Here is an 18,148-nt window from a genome sequence, read left to right as displayed (position 1 = left end):
CCTCGGTCGGCGGCGGGGCTCCGGGTCAGCGCTTCTCGACGGCGACGGACTGGATGATCACGTCGTCGAGGGGGCGCTCGGTGCGCGGGTTGGTCGGCAGGCCGGCGATCGTGTCCACGACCTTCTGGCTGGCCTTGTCGGTGACCTCGCCGAAGATCGTGTGCTTGCGCGTGAGCCAGGCCGTGGGGGCGACGGTGATGAAGAACTGGCAGCCGTTGGTGCCCGGCCCGGCGTTGGCCATGGCGAGCAGGTAGGGCTTGGTGAAGGCCAGGTCGGGGTGGAACTCGTCGGCGAACTGGTAGCCGGGGCCGCCGGTGCCGTTCCCGAGCGGGTCGCCGCCCTGGATCATGAAGCCGCTGATGACGCGGTGGAAGACGGTGCCGTCGTACAGCGGGTCCTTGGTCTTCTGGCCGTCGGTGGGACGGGTCCATTCGCGGGCGCCCGTGGCGAGCTCCACGAAATTCCGGACGGTCTTCGGGGCGAAGTTCTCCAGCAGCTCGATCTCGATGTCGCCGTGGTTGGTCTTCAGGGTGGCGTAGAGCTTCTCGGCCACGGATCTGCCTTCCATAGTCAGCACTGTCGGTTCCCGATCCTCCCACGGAGGGCCGTACGGGACGGAAATCCTCCACCCGGATGCCCTGTCACGCGCGCCGCCGGGGCATTGGACGGGCATGATCCGACAAAGGGTGGAAAGGTGAACTGTGTCCGCCACCGAGGAGGAGGATCACGTGACCCGCAAGGACAGCGTGCGCCTGGCCGCCGACAGCGCCAGGGACACCATGAGGCACGCAGCGGATGTGGTGGCGCCGTACGCAGAATCGGCCAGGGACGCCGCCGTGCACTACGCGCAGGAGGCGAACGAGCGGTTGGCACCGAAGGTGACCCATGCCGCCCACCAGGCCTCGCGACAGGCGCGTACGGCGTACGACACCCATCTACAGCCCCGGATGCATGCGGCGCGCACCCATGTGCCGCCGAACGTCGACCGGGCGGCGGTGTACGCGGTGCACCGGACGCGGCATGCGGCGCGGCAGGCCGCCGACTACACCACGCCGCGGCTGGAGAACGCGCTCGCGGTGAGCCGACCGGTGGCCGAGGAGGCCGCGGCCCGATCGCTGGCGGCGCTGGCGGCGCTACGCGGCCAGGTCTCGGCCAAGGAGGTGCAGAAGCTGATCCGGCGCCAGGAGCGGCGCGCGCGCACGAGCCGCGTGGTCAAGGGCGTGGCGCTGGTCGCCGCCCTGGCGGGCGCGGCGTTCGTGGCGTGGAAGTGGTGGGACCAGCAGTCGAACCCCGACTGGCTCGTCGAGCCGCCCGCGGCGACCGAGATGTCCTCGCGCGACGCGGCCCCGGCGAGCTTCGACGACGAACTGGCGGAGAAGGAACGGGAGAGCTCCGGCGAGTAGGCGCGGGCGGCGACAGAAGGCGACAGAAGGGGAGGCCCGGATCCTTGGGATCCGGGCCTCCCCTTCTTCCTGTTCTTCTTCCTGGTCTCAGTCGGGGAGCGTGAGCACCTGCCCGGGATGGATGAGCTCGGGGTTGCTGCCGATGACGCCCCGGTTCATGGCGTAGAGCTCGCGCCAGCGGGCCTCGTTGCCCATTTCCTGCCGGGCGATCGACAGGAGCGAGTCGCCGCTCCGGACGGTGTACGTCCGCCGGATCGCGACGGCCTCGGGCTTGGGGGTGGGGGCCGCCGGCACCGCCTTGTGCGCGGCCGACGACGGAGTCGGGGTGTGCGGCGGATGGTCGGCCCAGGCGGAGCCCGGCGGCGCGGTGGCCGCCTTCGGCGCGGCCGGGGCGTGCTTCGGAGCGTGCTTCGGCGGAGCGTGCTTCGGCGGGGCCGCGGCGGCCATCCGCTCGGCGGCCTCGCGCGAGGCCGCCACGCGCGTGGCGGCGACCGCGTCGGTATACGCGGCCGCGTAGTCCTCGGACGCGGCCGCTGCCTTCTCGGATGCGGCCCGTTTCTTCTTCTCGGACCTCAGGAAATCGAAGAGTCCCATGTGTCTGTACGCCTCCGGCGTGGTGTCGCCCCCTGGTCCCCCCTGGTTCGGTGCCTGTGTCCACTGTCGGCCAGGAGGCGCGAGACGGCAGCCCGTGACGGCCCCATCCGGGGGACGGCCCGCGGGCCCGGCCCCTACTGGCGGGCGCGGCGCGCCGGCCGGGGGGTTTCCGACGGCGCCTCGAGCCCGCCCTCGGCCAGCAGCTTCAGACCGCGCAGCAGTGCCTCGCGGTCGGCCGCGGCAAGGGAGGCGAGGGCCTCGGCGTGGACCCTGTCGACGATCTCCTGGCTGCGGGCCGCCACGGCCGCGCCCTTCTCGGTGACGGCGATCACGCGGGCCCGCCGGTCCTTGGCGGACGGCCGGCGCTCGGCCAGGCCCGCCTTCTCCAGGGCGTCGACGGTGACCACCATCGTCGTCTTGTCCATGTCGCCGATCTCGGCGAGCTGGATCTGGGTGCGCTCCTCCTCCAGGGCGTGCACGAGGACGCAGTGCATCCGGGCGGTCAGCCCGATCTCGGAGAGGGCCGCCGCCATGCGGGTGCGCAGCACATGGCTGGTGTGGTCCAGGAAGTAGGAGAGGTCCGGCTCGGTCCGGGCGGGCGCCATGGCAGTCATGCCTCCCAGCGTAGCGATCGTTCGGAAGAAAATAGTCCCGCAATAAATCGTCTGCAACAAAACCATCTGCTACGGTTCCACCACCTGCTGCACAGCGCCCACGCGACCTGCTCCCGGATGGAGACACCCATGCCTGCCGCCGGCTCCACCGTCCCGACCACCGACCGCCCCGAGGCCTCCACCGCGCCGCCCCCGCCCGCGGACGCCCGCCCCCGGCCCCGCGCCCTGCGTTCGCGCTGGACCGCCCTCGCCGTCCTGTCGAGTGGCATGCTCATGACCATCCTGGACGGGAGCATCGTCAGCGTCGCGATGCCGGCGATCCAGGACGACCTGCACTTCACTCCCGTCGGCCTCAGCTGGGTCGTCAATGCCTACCTGATCGCCTTCGGCAGCCTGCTGCTCCTCGCCGGCCGCCTCGGCGACCTCCTCGGCCGCAGGCGGCTGTACCTGGCCGGCACCGCCGTCTTCACCGCCGCCTCCGCCCTGGCCGGGCTCGCCGGCTCGCCCGAGGTCCTGCTGGCCGCCCGCTTCCTGCAGGGGCTGGGCGCGGCGATGGCCTCGGCGGTCAGCCTCGGGATCCTGGTCACGCTGTTCACCGGGTCCCGCGAACGGACCAGGGCCATCGCGGTGTTCTCCTTCACCGGGGCCGCCGGCGCCTCGCTGGGCCAGGTGCTCGGCGGGGTGCTCACCGACGCCCTCGACTGGCACTGGATCTTCTTCATCAACCTGCCCGTCGGGCTCGCCACGCTGGCCCTGGCCCTGCCCGCACTGCCCGCCGACCGGGGGCTGGGCCTGCGGGCGGGGGCCGACGTCCTCGGCGCCCTGCTCGTGACCGGGGGCCTGATGACGGGCATCTACGCGGTCGTCGAGGTCGAGCAGTACGGCTGGACCTCCGCCCACACCCTGGGCCTCGGGGCGCTCTCCCTGGCCCTCCTCGCCGCCTTCGCCGTCCGCCAGGCCAGGGCCCGCACCCCGCTGATGCCCCTGCGGATCCTGCGCTCGCGGGTGGTGGCCGGCGCGAATCTGGTCCAGGTGCTGATGGTGGCCGCGATGTTCGCGTTCCAGATCCTGGTCGCCGCCTACCTCCAGCGGGTCCTGGGCTACGGGGCGTCCGCGACGGGGCTGGCCATGCTTCCGGCTGCCCTGGTGAGCGGCGCGGTCTCCCTCACCGTCTCGGCCCGGCTGAACGCCCGCTTCGGCGAGCGGCGGGTCCTGCTGGCCGGACTCGCCCTGCTGGTACCGGCGTTGGCCCTGCTGACGCGGCTGCCGGTGCACGCCGGCTACGCCGGCGACCTGCTCCCGGTGATGCTGCTGACCTCCGGCTTCGGCCTGGCGATGCCGGCCCTCACCACCCTGGCCATGTCCGGTGCGGGGGAGCAGGACGCAGGACTGGCCTCGGGCCTGTTCAACACCACCCAGCAGATCGGCATGGCGCTCGGCATGGCCGTCCTGTCCACGCTCGCGGCCTCCCGCACCGAATCCCTCGTCCGTTCGGGCCGTCCCACCATCGAGGCGCTCACCGCCGGCTACCACCTGGCGTTCGCCGTGGGCACCGGCCTCCTCGCGGCCGCGGCCGCCGTGGCAGCGACCGTACTGCGGTCCTCGCGCCGCTGAGTTTCACGTGAAACATGGCCCCGAACGGGCGCCCCGCCACCGGGCCGGAGACGCGACAAAGCCCCCTTGACCGGCGTTTACGCAGGTCAAGGGGGCTTCCATCTGTGGAGCTTAGGAGACTCGAACTCCTGACATCTGCCTTGCAAAGGCAGCGCTCTACCAACTGAGCTAAAGCCCCGAACACGTGGACGCGACCGTCTCCGGCGAAGGAGCGACCGTTCCGCAGAACAGAGTACCGGGTTCACCCCCTCATCCCGCAAAATGATAGGGACTCCCGCCCTGCGACCACTCTCCGTAAGATGCTCGCGAGGTTCGCACCAGCGAAGGGGAGTAGTCAGAGTGGACGCAGTACAGCAAGAGGCCACTGCCAGAGCCAGGGAGCTCCAGCGCAGCTGGTACGGGGAGCCGCTGGGTGCGCTCTTCCGCCGGCTCATAGACGACCTCGGCTTGAACCAGGCCCGCCTCGCTGCCGTCCTCGGACTGTCGGCGCCCATGCTGTCCCAGCTGATGAGCGGCCAGCGCGCCAAGATCGGCAACCCGGCCGTGGTCCAGCGAGTCCAGGCCCTCCAGGACCTCGCGAGCCAGGTGGCGGACGGCAGCGTCAGCGCGGCCGAGGCCACCGACCGGATGGACGAGATCAAGAAGACCCAGGGGGGTTCCGTCCTCAGCAACAACGGCCAGACCAGCACCGGTTCGGGCGCTCCCACCGTCAAGCGCGTCGTCCGTGAGATCCAGTCGCTGCTGCGCTCGGTCTCCGCCGCCGGCGACATCATCGACGCCGCGAACGCGCTCGCCCCCAGCCACCCGGAACTGGCAGAGTTCCTCAAGGTCTACGGTGCGGGCCGCACCGCCGACGCGGTCGCCCACTACGAGGCGCACCAGAACTGAGACCGGACGCGCACGGCAGCGAACAGCAGCAACGGGGGACGGGCGCAGCAATGGGTGAGGTGTTCGCCGGCCGGTACGAGCTGATCGACCCGATCGGCCGCGGCGGCGCGGGCGCGGTCTGGCGGACCTGGGACCACCGCCGCCGCCGGTACGTGGCCGCGAAGGTCCTCCAGCAGAGCGACGCCCACATGCTCCTGCGGTTCGTCCGGGAGCAGGCCCTGCGGATCGACCACCCGAACGTGCTGGCCCCGGCCAGCTGGGCCGCGGACGACGACAAGGTCCTGTTCACGATGGACCTCGCCGCGGGCGGCTCCCTCGCGCATGTGATCGGCGACTACGGGCCGCTGCCGCCCCGGTTCGTGTGCACCCTGCTCGACCAGCTCCTGGCGGGCCTGGCGGCCGTGCACGCGGAGGGCGTCGTGCACCGCGACATCAAGCCGGCCAACCTCCTGATGGAGGCCACGGGAACCGGGCGGCCGCACCTGCGGCTGTCCGACTTCGGAATCTCGATGCGCAAGGGCGAGCCCCGGCTCACCGAGACCGACCACGTGGTGGGCACGCCGGGCTATTTCGCCCCCGAGCAACTCCAGGGCGCGGAGCCCGACTTCCCCGCCGACCTCTTCGCCGTCGGGCTGGTCGCCCTGTACCTGTTGCAGGGCCGCAGGCCCGATTCCCGGGCCCTGGTGGAGCAGTTCCGGGCCCGGGGCGTCCCCGAAGCCCCCGAGGACATCCCTGCGCCCCTCTGGGACGTCGTCGCGAACCTCCTGCAGCCCGACCCCGCGAGCCGCTTCCGGACCGCCACAGGGGCCCGCAAGGCCCTTGCCGAGGCCGTCCAGATGCTGCCGGACCCCGCCCCGGACGAGGATCCGGTCGAGGTGTTCGACCAACTCGGCCCGCTGCCCGCAGGTTTCGGCCCGGACGGCCCCCTGAGCACGGCAGCGGCGACGCCCGCCGCCGCTGCCTCGGCGACCGGCAGCTTCCACCTGGCGCCGCCCGCGCAGGGGACCGCCCCGAGCGCCCCGAGCGCCCCGGATGCCCCGAGCGCCCCGACCACCCCGCCCGCGCGGCCCGCCGGGATCGCCCCGCCTCCGCGGAAGGTCGCCGCGGCGCTACTGGCCGCCGCGCTGCTGTGCTTCGCCGTGGGCGCCTGGGCCCTCACCCGGCTCTGACGGCGCCCCGCCCGCGCCGGGCCAGCAGGACCCACCCGCCGAGGACGAGCAGCAGCAGGGTCCCGGTGCCGAAGCCGCCGGCGGCGACCAGTCCCATGGTGGCGCGCCGGTCCGCCGCGGCGAGCGCCTCGGGCTGCGTCAGCCCCTCCCGGGCGGCCGTGCGGTCGCCCTCGTCCACGCCGAAGCCGGACGGGAGCGGGCTCTCGGTGTACGGGGGAGGGGCCGCGGCCCTGCCCTCCACGTTCAGCCGCAGCGTGAGCGGCACCGGTACGGCGTCCTCGGTGAACTCGCCCACCTTCTCGGTCATCGTGACCGCCAGGTAGTACCAGCCGGCCACTCGGGCCGGGTGCACCGTGCGGTCGCTCGCGAACCGGTTCTCGTACGCCACCGGGGCGGTCAGCGGCAGGGTGGCGGCCGCCTGCTTGCCGTCGTATGCGGTGTCCTTGTCCGCGACCAGGGCGCCGTACGGCGTGTAGAGGCCGACGACCAGCCCGGTGGAGGCCGACCCGTACTCCTTGGTCATCCTGGCGCCGGCCAGCTCCGCGCTGACCGCGAGCTGCTGCCCCCAGTCCAGCGGCACCCGGTAGAAGCGGGTCTGTCCCGGCCGCAGCCCGTCGCGCCACACTCCGGCGCCCACCGCCCGGGCGTCGTTGAAGCCGGTTCCGCCCTCGCGCGGCACCGGCCTGCCGCCCGGCGCCACCGGCCGGGCGGAGGGCCACGAGCTCGGCGCCGCCATCGGGGCGCTGCCGCTCTTCAGGCCGGGCTCACGCGACACCTTCAGCTCCAGCGGCCACGCCGCCCGGTCGGAGCCGGAGGAGGCCTTGCGGGTGAGCTTCGCGTAGTAGACACCGGCCTGCTGGCATGCGGTGTCCTCCGCCAGCCGCCGCAGCCCGACGGCGCCGATCGGTCGGGGGCCCCTGCCGTACCCGAAGTCCGCCTCGGTCGGGTTGCCCGGGCAGGTCCGGCCGTCGGTGCTGATCACCGTGACCTCGATGCCGTCGTTGCCGGAGTCGATCTTCGCTCCGGGGGGAGGCGCCAGGACCGCCGAGACGTACACGGTGGAGCGGTCGTCCAGGTTGAGCCGGTAGAAGCGCTCGCCGGGGGCCATGGAGTCCTCGTAGGCCTTGCCCGGCTCCACCAGCGGTGCGTCCGCCGTGACGGCGGCGCCCTGCACCTTCCGTGCGCCCTCCGCGGGCCGGTAGGACGGCAGCGGGTCCCCGGCCGCGTGCGCAGTCCCCGGCAGGCCCAGCAGCAGGCCCAACAGGCCCAGGGCCGCCGCCCCCGCCGGGACCGCCCTCCGCGCCGGACTCCTCACACCCACCCCCGAATGTGCTGAAGCAACCGAATCCGTGAGTAACGGACGTTTCCGTCACCGAGCAGCACAAAGCCCCGGCCGCAGCGGCAGCCGGGGCTTCATGAGATCGGCCTTGGGTCTCACACGCCGGAACCAGAAGGCACGGAGTCGGTAGCCTCCGTCCACAGGTCCTGCTCGGCGCGGTCCGCCTGGATCTGGCGGTACACGAGGAGCCCGCCGATGGCGGCCAGTGCGACCAGGAGCAGCTTCTTCACCGCGCGACCTCGTCTTTCGTTGACGTTGGGTACTTCTGGCGGCCAACAATACACACCGATCGATACCGTTCGGTGACCTGGGAAGCCCCGGGTGGCCGAACGACGAAGACCCCCGGGCCGTGGGGCCCGGGGGTCTTCGTCGTCTGTGGGGCTAACAGGATTTGAACCTGTGGCCTCATCCTTATCAGGGATGCGCTCTAACCAACTGAGCTATAGCCCCATCCGCGCTGCGCGCTGACTCCTGAAGATTAGCGCACAGACACGGTCCCGCCAAAATCCGTTCCCGTGGGGCGTCCCCGCAGGTCATCCGACGGTCATTCGTCCTCGGCGAGCGTGAGCTCCACACCGCCCACGAAGCCGGCGGACAGGTTGTAGATGAACGCGCCCAGCGTCGCCAGCGCCGTCGCGAGCACGACGTCGATCACGGCGATCACCGAGGTGAAGATCAGCACCCGCGGCAGGGACATGAAGGACTGGAGGTCGAAACCGTTGCCCTCGTTCGAGCCGGTCGCCTCGCTGATCGTGCTGCCGACGGTCGAGAAGACGCCCATGGCGTCCATGACCATCCACAGCACCGCCGCCGCGACGACGGTGCACACGCCGAGCGCGATCGACAGCAGGAAGCTGACCTTCATCACCGACCACGGGTCGGCCTTGGCCACCCGCAGCCGCGCCTTGCGCGTCCTGGGCGTCGTACGGACCGCCGGACGCGGTTTGCGTGCGGCACCGGAGTCCCCGGCCCCACGCTGCGCACCGGGGCCCGAGGGGGCCGCGTACGCCTGCGGCGGGTAGTAGGGCTCCTCGTCGGCCTGCCGGTCGGCCGGCGGGGCCGCAGCAGGGGCGGCCTGCGTGCCGGCCTGCTTCGCACCCTGCTTCGCGCTCTGCTTGGCGGCCGGCTTGGCCGGAGCGGCGGCCGCCGGCTTGGCGGCGGCCTTCTCCTGCTTCTGCTTCGGCTCGCGGGCGTCCGTCACGGTTGTCCCCCTGCCCTCGGCGGCGCCGGCCCCACCCTGGGAGTCCGCGGCGGGGCCACGGGCACCGTCCTCCCCAGTCTTGGCCGGTCCGGCGCCCGTGGCTCCACTCACGACTTACTCCTCGTGCTCCCCGGCCGAGGGCTGTGCGCCCTCGGCTGCCTCGGCGGCCTGCGGTTCGGCCGCCTCGGACTCCTCGACGTCGTCCGCTTCCTGACCGGCCTCGGCGTTGCGGGCGATGCCGACGACGGCATCGCGCTTGCCCAGGTTGATCAGCTGGACGCCCATGGTGTCACGGCCGGTCTCCCTGACTTCGTTGACTCGCGTACGGATCACACCACCGCCGAGCGTGATGGCGAGAATCTCGTCCGACGCGTCCACCACGAGCGCGCCCACGAGCGAGCCGCGGTCCTCCACGATCTTGGCGGCCTTGATGCCCAGACCGCCGCGGCCCTGGACGCGGTACTCGTCGACCGGCGTCCGCTTGGCGTAGCCGCCGTCGGTCGCGGTGAAGACGAACGTACCGGGGCGGACCACGCTCATGGAGAGCAGTTCGTCGCCCTCGCGGAAGCTCATGCCCTTCACACCGGAGGTCGCGCGGCCCATCGGGCGCAGCGCCTCGTCGGTCGCCGTGAAGCGGATCGACTGCGCCTTCTTGCTGATCAGCAGCAGGTCGTCCTCGGCGGACACCAGCTCGGCGCCGATCAGCTCGTCGTCGCTGCCGTCCTCCCGCTCGCGCAGGTTGATCGCGATGACACCACCCGAACGGGGCGAGTCGTAGTCCTTCAGCGCCGTCTTCTTCACCAGGCCGGCCTTGGTGGCCAGGATCAGGTACGGGGCTGCCTCGTAGTCGCGGATCGCGAGGATCTCGGCGATCTGCTCGTCCGGCTGGAAGGCCAGCAGGTTCGCCACGTGCTGGCCGCGCGCGTCCCGGCCGGCGTCCGGCAGCTCATAGGCCTTGGCGCGGTAGACCCGGCCCTTGTTGGTGAAGAACAGCAGCCAGTGGTGCGTGGTGGAGACGAAGAAGTGGTCGACGATGTCGTCTTCCTTCAGCTTCGTACCGCGTACGCCCTTGCCGCCGCGCTTCTGCGAGCGGTAGTCGTCGGTCTTGGTGCGCTTGACGTAGCCGCCGCGCGTGATCGTGACGACGATGTCCTCTTCGGCGATCAGGTCCTCGATGGACATGTCCCCGTCGAAGGGCACCAGCTTGGAGCGCCGGTCGTCGCCGAACTTCTCGACGATCGCGGCCAGCTCCTCGCTGACGATGCCGCGCTGCTTCTCCGGCGAGGCCAGGATCGCGTTGTACTCGTTGATCTTCGCCTGGAGCTCGTCGTGCTCGGCGACGATCTTCTGGCGCTCGAGGGCGGCCAGGCGGCGCAGCTGCATCTCGAGGATGGCGTTGGCCTGGATCTCGTCGATCTGGAGCAGGCCCATCAGGCCCTCGCGCGCGATCTCGACCGTCTCGCTGCGCCGGATCAGGGCGATGACCTCGTCGATCGCGTCCAGCGCCTTGAGCAGGCCGCGCAGGATGTGGGCGCGCTCCTCGGCCTTGCGCAGGCGGAACTTCGTCCGCCGGACGATGACCTCGATCTGGTGGTGCACCCAGTGGCGGATGAACGCGTCCAGCGAGAGCGTGCGCGGCACGCCGTCCACCAGCGCCAGCATGTTGGCGCCGAAGTTCGTCTGCAGGTCGGTGTGCTTGTACAGGTTGTTCAGCACGACCTTGGCGACCGCGTCCCGCTTGAGGACGATCACCAGGCGCTGGCCGGTCCGCGAGGAGGTCTCGTCGCGGACGTCGGCGATGCCGCCGATCCGGCCGTCCTTGACCAGGTCGGCGATCTTCTGCGCGAGGTTGTCCGGGTTGACCTGGTACGGGAGCTCGGTCACCACCAGGCACTGGCGGTTCTGGATCTCCTCGACCTCGACCACCGCGCGCATCGTGATGGAGCCGCGGCCGGTGCGGTACGCCTCCTCGATGCCCTTGCGGCCCACGACCAGCGCGCCGGTCGGGAAGTCCGGGCCCTTGATCCGGTCGACGAGCGCGTCCAGCAGCTCCTCGTGCGTGGCCTCGGGGTTGGCCAGGTACCACTGGGCGCCGTCCGCGACCTCGCGCAGGTTGTGCGGCGGGATGTTGGTGGCCATACCGACGGCGATACCGGCGGAGCCGTTGACCAGCAGGTTCGGGAAGCGCGCCGGCAGGACCGTCGGCTCCTGGTTGCGGCCGTCGTAGTTGTCCGTGAAGTCGACGGTCTCCTCGTCGATGTCGCGGACCATCTCCATCGACAGCGGCGCCATCTTGCACTCGGTGTAGCGCATGGCGGCGGCCGGGTCGTTGCCCGGGGAGCCGAAGTTGCCGTTGGAGTCCACCAGCGGCATGCGCATCGACCACGGCTGGGCCAGGCGGACCAGGGCGTCGTAGATCGAGGAGTCGCCGTGCGGGTGGTAGGTGCCCATGACGTCGCCGACGACGCGGGCGCACTTGTAGAAGCCCTTCTCGGGCCGGTAGCCGCCGTCGTACATCGCGTACAGCACGCGGCGGTGCACCGGCTTGAGGCCGTCGCGCACGTCGGGCAGCGCACGGGACACGATGACGGACATCGCGTAGTCGAGGTAGGAGCGCTGCATCTCCGTCTCGAGCCCGACGGGCTCGATCCGCACCTGCGGCTCCTCTTCGGGGGTCTCGGTGGTGGTGGGAGTGTTCTCGTCGGCCATTGCTGGTCTTCAGGTCCTTTCAGGCGGTCAGCGAACGGACCGACTCAGATGTCGAGGAAGCGGACGTCCTTGGCGTTGCGCTGGATGAAGGAGCGCCGGGCCTCGACGTCCTCACCCATCAGCACCGAGAACAGGTCGTCGGCCTGGGCCGCGTCGTCGAGCGTGACCTGGCCGAGGACGCGGTGGTCCACGTCCATCGTGGTGACGCGCAGCTCCTCGGCGTTCATCTCGCCGAGACCCTTGAAGCGCTGGATCGAGTCTTCCCTGATCCGCTTGCCGTTCTGCTTGCCGAGCTCCACCAGGGCGTCGCGCTCGCGGTCCGAGTACGCGTACTCGAAGTCGTCACGGCCCCACTTGATCTTGTAGAGCGGCGGGCGGGACAGGTACACGTGACCGGCCTCGACCAGCGGGCGCATGAAGCGGAACAGGAAGGTCAGCAGCAGGGTGTTGATGTGCTGGCCGTCGACGTCGGCGTCGGCCATCAGGATGATCTTGTGGTACCGGAGCTTCTCGATGTCGAAGTCCTCGTGCACACCGGTGCCGAAGGCGGAGATCAGCGCCTGGATCTCGGTGTTCTGCAGGATCTTGTCGATCCGGGCCTTCTCGACGTTCAGGATCTTGCCGCGGATCGGCAGGATGGCCTGGTACATCGGGTTGCGGCCGGACTTGGCGGAGCCGCCGGCGGAGTCGCCCTCGACGATGAAGATCTCGCACTTCGTCGGGTCGTTCGACTGGCAGTCCGACAGCTTGCCGGGCAGCGAGGCGCTCTCCAGCAGGCCCTTGCGGCGCGTCAGGTCGCGGGCCTTGCGGGCGGCGACACGGGCCGTGGCGGCCTGGACGGACTTGCGGACGATGTCCGCGGCCTCGTTCGGGTTGCGGTCCAGCCAGTCGGCGAAGTGCTCGTAGACCGCCTTCTGGACGAAGGTCTTCGCCTCCGTGTTGCCCAGCTTGGTCTTGGTCTGGCCCTCGAACTGCGGCTCGCTGAGCTTGACCGAGATGATCGCCGTCAGACCCTCGCGGATGTCCTCGCCCGTGAGGTTGTCGTCCTTCTCGCGCAGGATCTTCTTGTCGCGCGCGTACTTGTTGACCAGCGAGGTCAGCGCGGCGCGGAAGCCCTCCTCGTGGGTGCCGCCCTCGTGGGTGTGGATGATGTTGGCGAAGGAGTAGACGCCCTCGGTGTACCCGGTGTTCCACTGCATCGCGATCTCGACCGAGAGCATCCGCTCCTTGTCGTCGGCCGCGATGTCGATGACCGTCGGGTGGACCAGATCGCCCTTGCGCGAGTTCAGGTACTTCACGAAGTCGACGATGCCGCCCTCGTAGTAGTACGTGACGCTGCGCACCTTGTCGGGCTGCTCGGCCTCCTCCGGGGAGTCGGCGCCGACCGTGGCCTTGGCGGACTCGCGCTCGTCCGTCAGCTTCAGCGTCAGGCCCTTGTTGAGGAAGGCCATCTCCTGGAAGCGGCGGGAGAGCGTCTCGAAGGAGTACTCGGTGGTCTCGAAGATGTCCCCGTCGGCCCAGAACGTCACCGAGGTGCCGTGCTCGTCGGTCTCCTCGTGGCGGGCGAGGGCCGCGGTGGGCTCGCCCATCTTGTAGTCCTGGGTCCAGCGGTAGCCGTCCGTCTTGATCTCGACCGAGACCTTGCTGGACAGGGCGTTGACGACGGAGACGCCCACGCCGTGCAGACCGCCGGAGACGGCGTAGCCGCCGCCGCCGAACTTGCCGCCCGCGTGCAGCACCGTCAGCACGACCTCGACGGCCGGCTTGCCCTGCGCGGGGATGATGCCGACCGGGATGCCGCGCCCGTTGTCGATCACGCGCACGCCGCCGTCGGCCAGGATCGTGACGTCGATCGTGTCCGCGTGACCGGCCAGCGCCTCGTCCACGGCGTTGTCGACGACCTCGTACACCAGGTGGTGCAGGCCGCGCTCACCCGTGGAGCCGATGTACATGCCGGGCCGCTTGCGGACCGCCTCCAAGCCCTCCAGGACCTGGATCGCACTAGCGTCGTAGTTGTTCTCGTTGGAGTCGCCGGAATCGGCCACGAAGCGCCCTTTCTGGCACAGCGCAGACCGGACTCCCAGGCGGCGCGAGTGGGCCGGCGGGAACGGCTGCGTCGATCTGCGTTGTCGGTGTTGCTCGGCGGATCCCGCAAGCGGGCGGGACTTAGCACTAAGTCTACCGGTAGCGCTGACATCAATGGGGGTTTGCCGGTACCTGGATCCGCATGTGCCGCCCTGAACCTCCCTCTCGCGACTCCCCATATTCAGACCGGGGCTCAAAGAGGCTCACACGGGCACCCAGCGCTTCGGCCTGTCAACCTCCGGCTACCGTGAGGGACGCCACCCGCGCCGCCGCTGCGGCCGCCTATCCGTAGGTGTCCCCGGGGCCCGTGCTGCCCGGTGCCCGCAAGGGTCCGTACCGCTTCGGCCGCCCGCCCGGACCCTGCACCTTGATCAGCCGGACCGTCCCCTGGCCCAGGTCGGCGTTGAGCCGCGCGACCAGCTGCGGCGCCAACAGCTTCAGCTGCGCCGCCCACGCCGAGGAATCGCACCGCACGACCAGTTCACGGTCCTCGTAGCGTTCCGGTTCGCAGTGCGCGGCGATCTCCGGCCCGACGATCTCAGGCCAGCGCTCCATCACGCCGGCCACCGCCATCGGCATCTCCCAGCCGCGCTCCGTGCGCAGCCGGTCCAGCGCCGCCATCAGCGGCATCGGGTCCCGGCCGTCCGCGCGGGCGCCCGAGCGCAGCCCCTGCTGCGGCCGCCCCTTCTTCCCGGCGGCGGCGTTGCCGCGGGCCCGCGCCGCCTCGCGGGCGGCCGCCAGCGCCTGCCGCGCCAGGTCCACGCCGGAGGGCTCGGGCGCCTTCCGGTTCGGCTGCGGCTCCCGCGACTGATCCCGGGTCTGTCTCGTCTCCCGCCCGTCGTGCCGGTCGGCCCGGTCGTGCCGGTCGGGCTGCCTGTCCGTACTCACAGCCGGGTCACCTCACCGCCGGACACCCCGAACCGCGCCCCCACCAAAACGTCCGGAACGTCGTCGTCCACCGCCGCCGTCACCAGCACCTGCTCCCCCGGCGCCACCAGCTCGGCCAGCCGCTCCCGGCGCCGGGCGTCCAGCTCCGCGAACACGTCGTCGAGGATCAGCACCGGCTCGGTCCCCTCCGCGCGGAGCAGCTCGTACGAGGCCAGCCGCAGCGCCAGCGCGTACGACCACGACTCCCCGTGGCTCGCGTACCCCTTCGCCGGCAGCTCCCCCAGCCGCAGCAGCATCTCGTCCCGGTGCGGGCCCACCAGGGTCACGCCCCGCTCGATCTCCTGCTTGCGGACCTCCGTGAGCGCCTGCAGCAGCGCCTCGTACAGCGTCTCCCGGGACCGCGCCGCCCCGCTGTCCACCGCCTCGCCCGCGGAGGAACGGTACGCCAGCCCCAGCGGCCCGCCGCCGGGGGCGAGCTGCTCGTACGCCTTGTCCGCCAGCGGCAGCAGCGTCGCGATCAGGTCCAGCCGCTGCGCCAGCAGCTCCGCGCCCGCCCGCGCCAGGTGCTGGTCCCACACGTCCAGCGTCGACAGGTCCATCGAGCGGCCGCCGTGCCTGCGGGCCATCGCCGCGGACTTCAGCAGCGTGTTGCGCTGCTTGAGCACGCGCTCGTAGTCCGAGCGCACACCGGCCATCCGCGGCGAGCGCGCCGTGACCAGCTCGTCCAGGAAGCGCCGGCGCTCGCCGGGGTCCCCCTTGACCAGGGCCAGGTCCTCCGGCGCGAAGAGCACCGTCCGTACGATCCCCAGCACGTCCCGCGGCCTGACCTGCGAGGACCGGTTGATGCGCGCCCGGTTCGCCCGCCCCGGGTTGAGCTCCAGCTCCACCAGCTGCTGGCGCTCCCCCTGCCGGACCGCCGCCCGGATCACCGCCCGCTCCGCGCCCATGCGCACGAGCGGGGCGTCCGAGGAGACCCGGTGGCTGCCCAGCGTCGCCAGGTAGCCGATCGCCTCGACCAGGTTCGTCTTGCCCTGGCCGTTGGGGCCCACGAAAGCCGTGACGCCCGGGTCGAGGGGAACCTCGGCCCGGGCGTACGAGCGGAAGTCGGCCAACGAGAGATGCGAGACATGCATACGGCGCCGACCTCCCCCGGCTTCCTGCTCTGCTGTTCTGTGGTGCTGTGGTGCTGTGCTGCTGCCGTGCGGCGGGCGGGCTACTTCTTCTCGACCGCGTGGCCGCCGAACTGGTTGCGCAGCGCGGCGATCATCTTCATCTGCGGGGAGTCGTCCTGCCGCGAGGCGAACCGCGCGAACAGCGAGGCCGTGATCGCGGGCAGCGGCACGGCGTTGTCGATCGCGGCCTCCACCGTCCACCGGCCCTCGCCCGAGTCCTGCGCGAAGCCGCGCAGCTGCTCCAGGTGCTCGTCCTCGTCCAGCGCGTTGACGGCGAGGTCGAGCAGCCAGGAGCGGATGACCGTGCCCTCCTGCCAGGACCGGAACACCTCGCGGACGTCGGTGACCGAGTCCACCTTCTCCAGCAGCTCCCAGCCCTCGGCGTAGGCCTGCATCATGGCGTACTCGATGCCGTTGTGGACCATCTTCGCGAAGTGGCCCGCGCCGACCTTGCCGGCGTGCACGGAGCCGAACGCGCCTTCCGGCTTGAGGGCGTCGAAGATCGGCTGGACCGCGGCGACGTGCTCCTTCTCGCCGCCGTACATGAGCGCGTAGCCGTTCTCCAGGCCCCACACGCCGCCGGAGACGCCGCAGTCGACGAAGCCGATGCCCTTGGCGGCGAGCTCCTCGGCGTGCTTCTCGTCGTCGGTCCAGCGCGAGTTGCCGCCGTCCACGACGATGTCGCCGGGCGAGAGCAGGTCGCCGAGCTCGTCGATGGTGGACTGGGTCGCGGCACCGGCCGGGACCATCACCCACACCACGCGGGGGGCCTGCAGGCCGTCCACAAGCTCCGAAAGGCTGTGGACATCGGCGAGATCCGGGTTGCGGTCGTATCCGATGACGGTGTGGCCTGCGCGGCGGATGCGCTCGCGCATGTTGCCGCCCATCTTGCCGAGACCGACGAGACCGAGCTCCATCAGGTGGTTCCTTACGCGTTGTGGCCGTGTGTGCCGGGCTCCCCCGACTGCCGGGGACACCCGGCTCCGAGCCTACGCCGGGCGGTGCCGCCCGGCGCCACGGGCGGCACCGGGCACGGCCGTACGGGCGCTGTACGGGCTCTGGGCGCGCCTCTACGGGCCACACGGGCGGTACGGGGGCCTGAGCCGCGGGGGCGCGGGGGGCGCGAACGCCGTCGGGCCCGGTCCCGCGGGCTGCGCGACCGGGCCCGACGTGCGCGGGCGTCAGCCGGACAGGCGCACCGGCATGATCAGGTACTTGTAGGCCTCGTCCGCCTCGGCGTCGACGGCCGGGCGCCCGCTGAGCAGCGCCGGCTTGGTGGAGGTGGTGAAGCTCAGCTGGGCGACCGGGGAGTCGATCGCGCTCAGGCCGTCGAGCAGGAACGTCGGGTTGAAGGCGATCGAGATGTCGTCGCCCTCGAGCTGGGCGTCGACGCGCTCCACAGCCTGTGCATCGTCGGAGGAGCCGGCCTCGAGGGTCAGCACGCCCGTCTCGAAGCTGAGGCGGACCGGGGTGTTGCGCTCGGCGACCAGGGCCACGCGCTTGACGGCCTCGACGAACGGGGCGGTCTCGATCACCGCGATGGAGTTGAACTCCGTCGGGAAGAGGGTGCGGTACTTCGGCAGGTCACCCTCGAGCAGGCGGGTGGTGGTGCGGCGGCCGGCGCCCTCGAAGCCGATGAGGCCCTCGCCCGCGCCGGAGCCGGACAGCGCCAGGGTGACGGTGTCACCGCTGGTCAGGGACTTGGCGGTGTCGAGGAGCGTCTTGGCGGGCACCAGGGCCACGGCGGAGGCGTCCGGGTTCTCCGGCTTCCACAGGAACTCGCGGACCGCGAAGCGGTAGCGGTCGGTGGAGGCCAGGGTGACGCGGTCGCCCTCGATCTCGATGCGGACACCGGTCAGGACGGGCAGCGTGTCGTCGCGGCCGGCGGCGATGGCGACCTGGGCGGCGGCGGAGGCGAACACCTCGCCGGGCACGGTGCCCGTCGCGGTCGGCATCTGCGGCAGCGCCGGGTACTCCTCCACAGGCAGGGTGTGGAGTGTGAATCGGGAGGAGCCGCAGACCACGGTCGCCCGTACACCGTCTGTGGAAATCTCCACCGGCCGATTGGGGAGGGCGCGGCAGATGTCGGCGAGGAGCCGGCCGGAGACGAGGACGGTGCCGTCCTCCTCCACGTCCGCCTCGACGGAGACGCGGGCCGAGACCTCGTAGTCGAAGCCGGAGAGGGACAGCGTGCCCTCCTCGGCCTTCAGCAGCAGGCCCGCGAGGACGGGCACCGGCGGCCGGGCCGGGAGGCTGCGGGCAGCCCAGGCCACCGCCTCCGCGAGTACGTCGCGCTCCACCCGGATCTTCACCGGAACCGCCTCCTGCTGTTGCTCGCTCGCCTGCCGGCCTTCGTCGTCGGCTCTCGCTGCCTCGGTGCCTGGACGGCTCGGAGCCTCGATGCCGGGAACCAGTCTGACGTACGGCGCCGACAGCTGGTGCTGCCGACCGTCAAATCGGGAGCGAGGTGTC

General features: G+C 71.4%; 16 protein-coding genes and 2 tRNA genes. 4 read left to right on the top strand and 14 right to left on the bottom strand.

The annotated features are described in order from the left end of the window. Window positions 1-25 precede the first annotated feature (25 nt). Window positions 26-553, bottom strand: coding sequence for a peptidylprolyl isomerase (locus ABZ924_RS04445; protein WP_361904063.1), 528 nt, complete (start codon window positions 551-553; stop codon window positions 26-28). A gap of 175 nt (window positions 554-728) precedes the next feature. Here ABZ924_RS04445 and ABZ924_RS04440 point away from each other — a divergent pair, with 175 nt between their 5' ends. Next, entirely contained in the window at window positions 729-1,403 is a 675-nt protein-coding gene (locus ABZ924_RS04440) for a DUF5324 family protein (RefSeq protein ID WP_361903908.1), read from the top strand. 87 nt (window positions 1,404-1,490) lie between these two features. Here ABZ924_RS04440 and ABZ924_RS04435 read toward each other — a convergent pair whose 3' ends face one another. Together ABZ924_RS04435 and ABZ924_RS04430 are read right to left on the bottom strand one after the other, a co-directional pair. Next, window positions 1,491-1,997, bottom strand: a complete 507-nt coding sequence (locus ABZ924_RS04435; protein ID WP_361903906.1) for a LysM domain-containing protein — start codon at window positions 1,995-1,997, stop codon at window positions 1,491-1,493. 134 nt (window positions 1,998-2,131) lie between these two features. After that, entirely contained in the window at window positions 2,132-2,611 is a 480-nt protein-coding gene (locus tag ABZ924_RS04430) for a MarR family transcriptional regulator (RefSeq protein WP_361903903.1), read from the bottom strand. 267 nt (window positions 2,612-2,878) lie between these two features. Here ABZ924_RS04430 and ABZ924_RS04425 point away from each other — a divergent pair, with 267 nt between their 5' ends. Beyond that, the gene (locus ABZ924_RS04425; protein ID WP_361904061.1) at window positions 2,879-4,225 is read left to right on the top strand and encodes an MFS transporter; all 1,347 of its coding nucleotides are present in this window, start codon (window positions 2,879-2,881) and stop codon (window positions 4,223-4,225) included. A gap of 105 nt (window positions 4,226-4,330) precedes the next feature. Here ABZ924_RS04425 and ABZ924_RS04420 read toward each other — a convergent pair. Then, window positions 4,331-4,403, bottom strand: a tRNA-Ala gene (locus ABZ924_RS04420). Between the two features lie 161 nt (window positions 4,404-4,564). On the opposite strand from ABZ924_RS04420, the gene ABZ924_RS04415 reads away from it, so the two are divergent. Continuing rightward, window positions 4,565-5,113, top strand: coding sequence for a DNA-binding protein (locus ABZ924_RS04415; RefSeq protein ID WP_361903900.1), 549 nt, complete (start codon window positions 4,565-4,567; stop codon window positions 5,111-5,113). 50 nt (window positions 5,114-5,163) lie between these two features. Next, window positions 5,164-6,282, top strand: a complete 1,119-nt coding sequence (locus ABZ924_RS04410) for a protein kinase (RefSeq protein WP_361903898.1) — start codon at window positions 5,164-5,166, stop codon at window positions 6,280-6,282. Here ABZ924_RS04410 and ABZ924_RS04405 read toward each other — a convergent pair. The 10 genes from ABZ924_RS04405 to dnaN form a co-directional block, all read right to left on the bottom strand. Continuing rightward, on the bottom strand, window positions 6,269-7,597 hold the full coding sequence (locus ABZ924_RS04405) for a hypothetical protein (protein WP_361903895.1): 1,329 nt from the start codon (window positions 7,595-7,597) through the stop codon (window positions 6,269-6,271). The two genes, ABZ924_RS04410 and ABZ924_RS04405, sit on opposite strands and share 14 nt — an antisense overlap. Window positions 7,598-7,716: 119 nt before the next feature. After that, complete coding sequence (locus ABZ924_RS04400; protein WP_208809277.1) at window positions 7,717-7,851, bottom strand: DLW-39 family protein; 135 nt, start codon at window positions 7,849-7,851, stop codon at window positions 7,717-7,719. A 146-nt stretch (window positions 7,852-7,997) separates the two neighbouring features. Continuing rightward, window positions 7,998-8,071 (bottom strand) — tRNA-Ile (locus ABZ924_RS04395). A gap of 94 nt (window positions 8,072-8,165) precedes the next feature. Then, complete coding sequence (locus ABZ924_RS04390) at window positions 8,166-8,933, bottom strand: DUF3566 domain-containing protein (protein ID WP_361903892.1); 768 nt, start codon at window positions 8,931-8,933, stop codon at window positions 8,166-8,168. A gap of 3 nt (window positions 8,934-8,936) precedes the next feature. Continuing rightward, window positions 8,937-11,531, bottom strand: a complete 2,595-nt coding sequence (gene gyrA / locus ABZ924_RS04385) for a DNA gyrase subunit A (RefSeq protein ID WP_361903889.1) — start codon at window positions 11,529-11,531, stop codon at window positions 8,937-8,939. Between the two features lie 44 nt (window positions 11,532-11,575). Continuing rightward, window positions 11,576-13,597 carry a DNA topoisomerase (ATP-hydrolyzing) subunit B gene (gene gyrB / locus ABZ924_RS04380; protein ID WP_361904058.1) on the bottom strand — a complete coding sequence of 674 codons (2,022 nt, stop codon included), beginning with the start codon at window positions 13,595-13,597 and terminating at the stop codon, window positions 11,576-11,578. 301 nt (window positions 13,598-13,898) lie between these two features. Further along, on the bottom strand, window positions 13,899-14,378 hold the full coding sequence (locus ABZ924_RS04375) for a DUF721 domain-containing protein (RefSeq protein WP_361904055.1): 480 nt from the start codon (window positions 14,376-14,378) through the stop codon (window positions 13,899-13,901). A 122-nt stretch (window positions 14,379-14,500) separates the two neighbouring features. Further along, window positions 14,501-15,637 (bottom strand): DNA replication/repair protein RecF, encoded by a 1,137-nt coding sequence (gene recF, locus ABZ924_RS04370; protein WP_361903887.1) that lies wholly within the window; start codon window positions 15,635-15,637, stop codon window positions 14,501-14,503. 80 nt (window positions 15,638-15,717) lie between these two features. Continuing rightward, window positions 15,718-16,593, bottom strand: a complete 876-nt coding sequence (gene gnd, locus ABZ924_RS04365; RefSeq protein WP_361903883.1) for a phosphogluconate dehydrogenase (NAD(+)-dependent, decarboxylating) — start codon at window positions 16,591-16,593, stop codon at window positions 15,718-15,720. Window positions 16,594-16,857: 264 nt separating this feature from the next. Continuing rightward, window positions 16,858-17,988, bottom strand: a complete 1,131-nt coding sequence (dnaN, locus tag ABZ924_RS04360; protein ID WP_361903880.1) for a DNA polymerase III subunit beta — start codon at window positions 17,986-17,988, stop codon at window positions 16,858-16,860. Window positions 17,989-18,148: the final 160 nt, after the last annotated feature.

It is taken from the genome of Streptomyces sp. NPDC046876 (genome assembly GCF_040645035.1).
In the GTDB taxonomy this organism is placed as follows: Bacteria; Actinomycetota; Actinomycetes; order Streptomycetales; family Streptomycetaceae; genus Streptomyces.
This window is presented reverse-complemented; position numbering and strand designations above follow the sequence as displayed.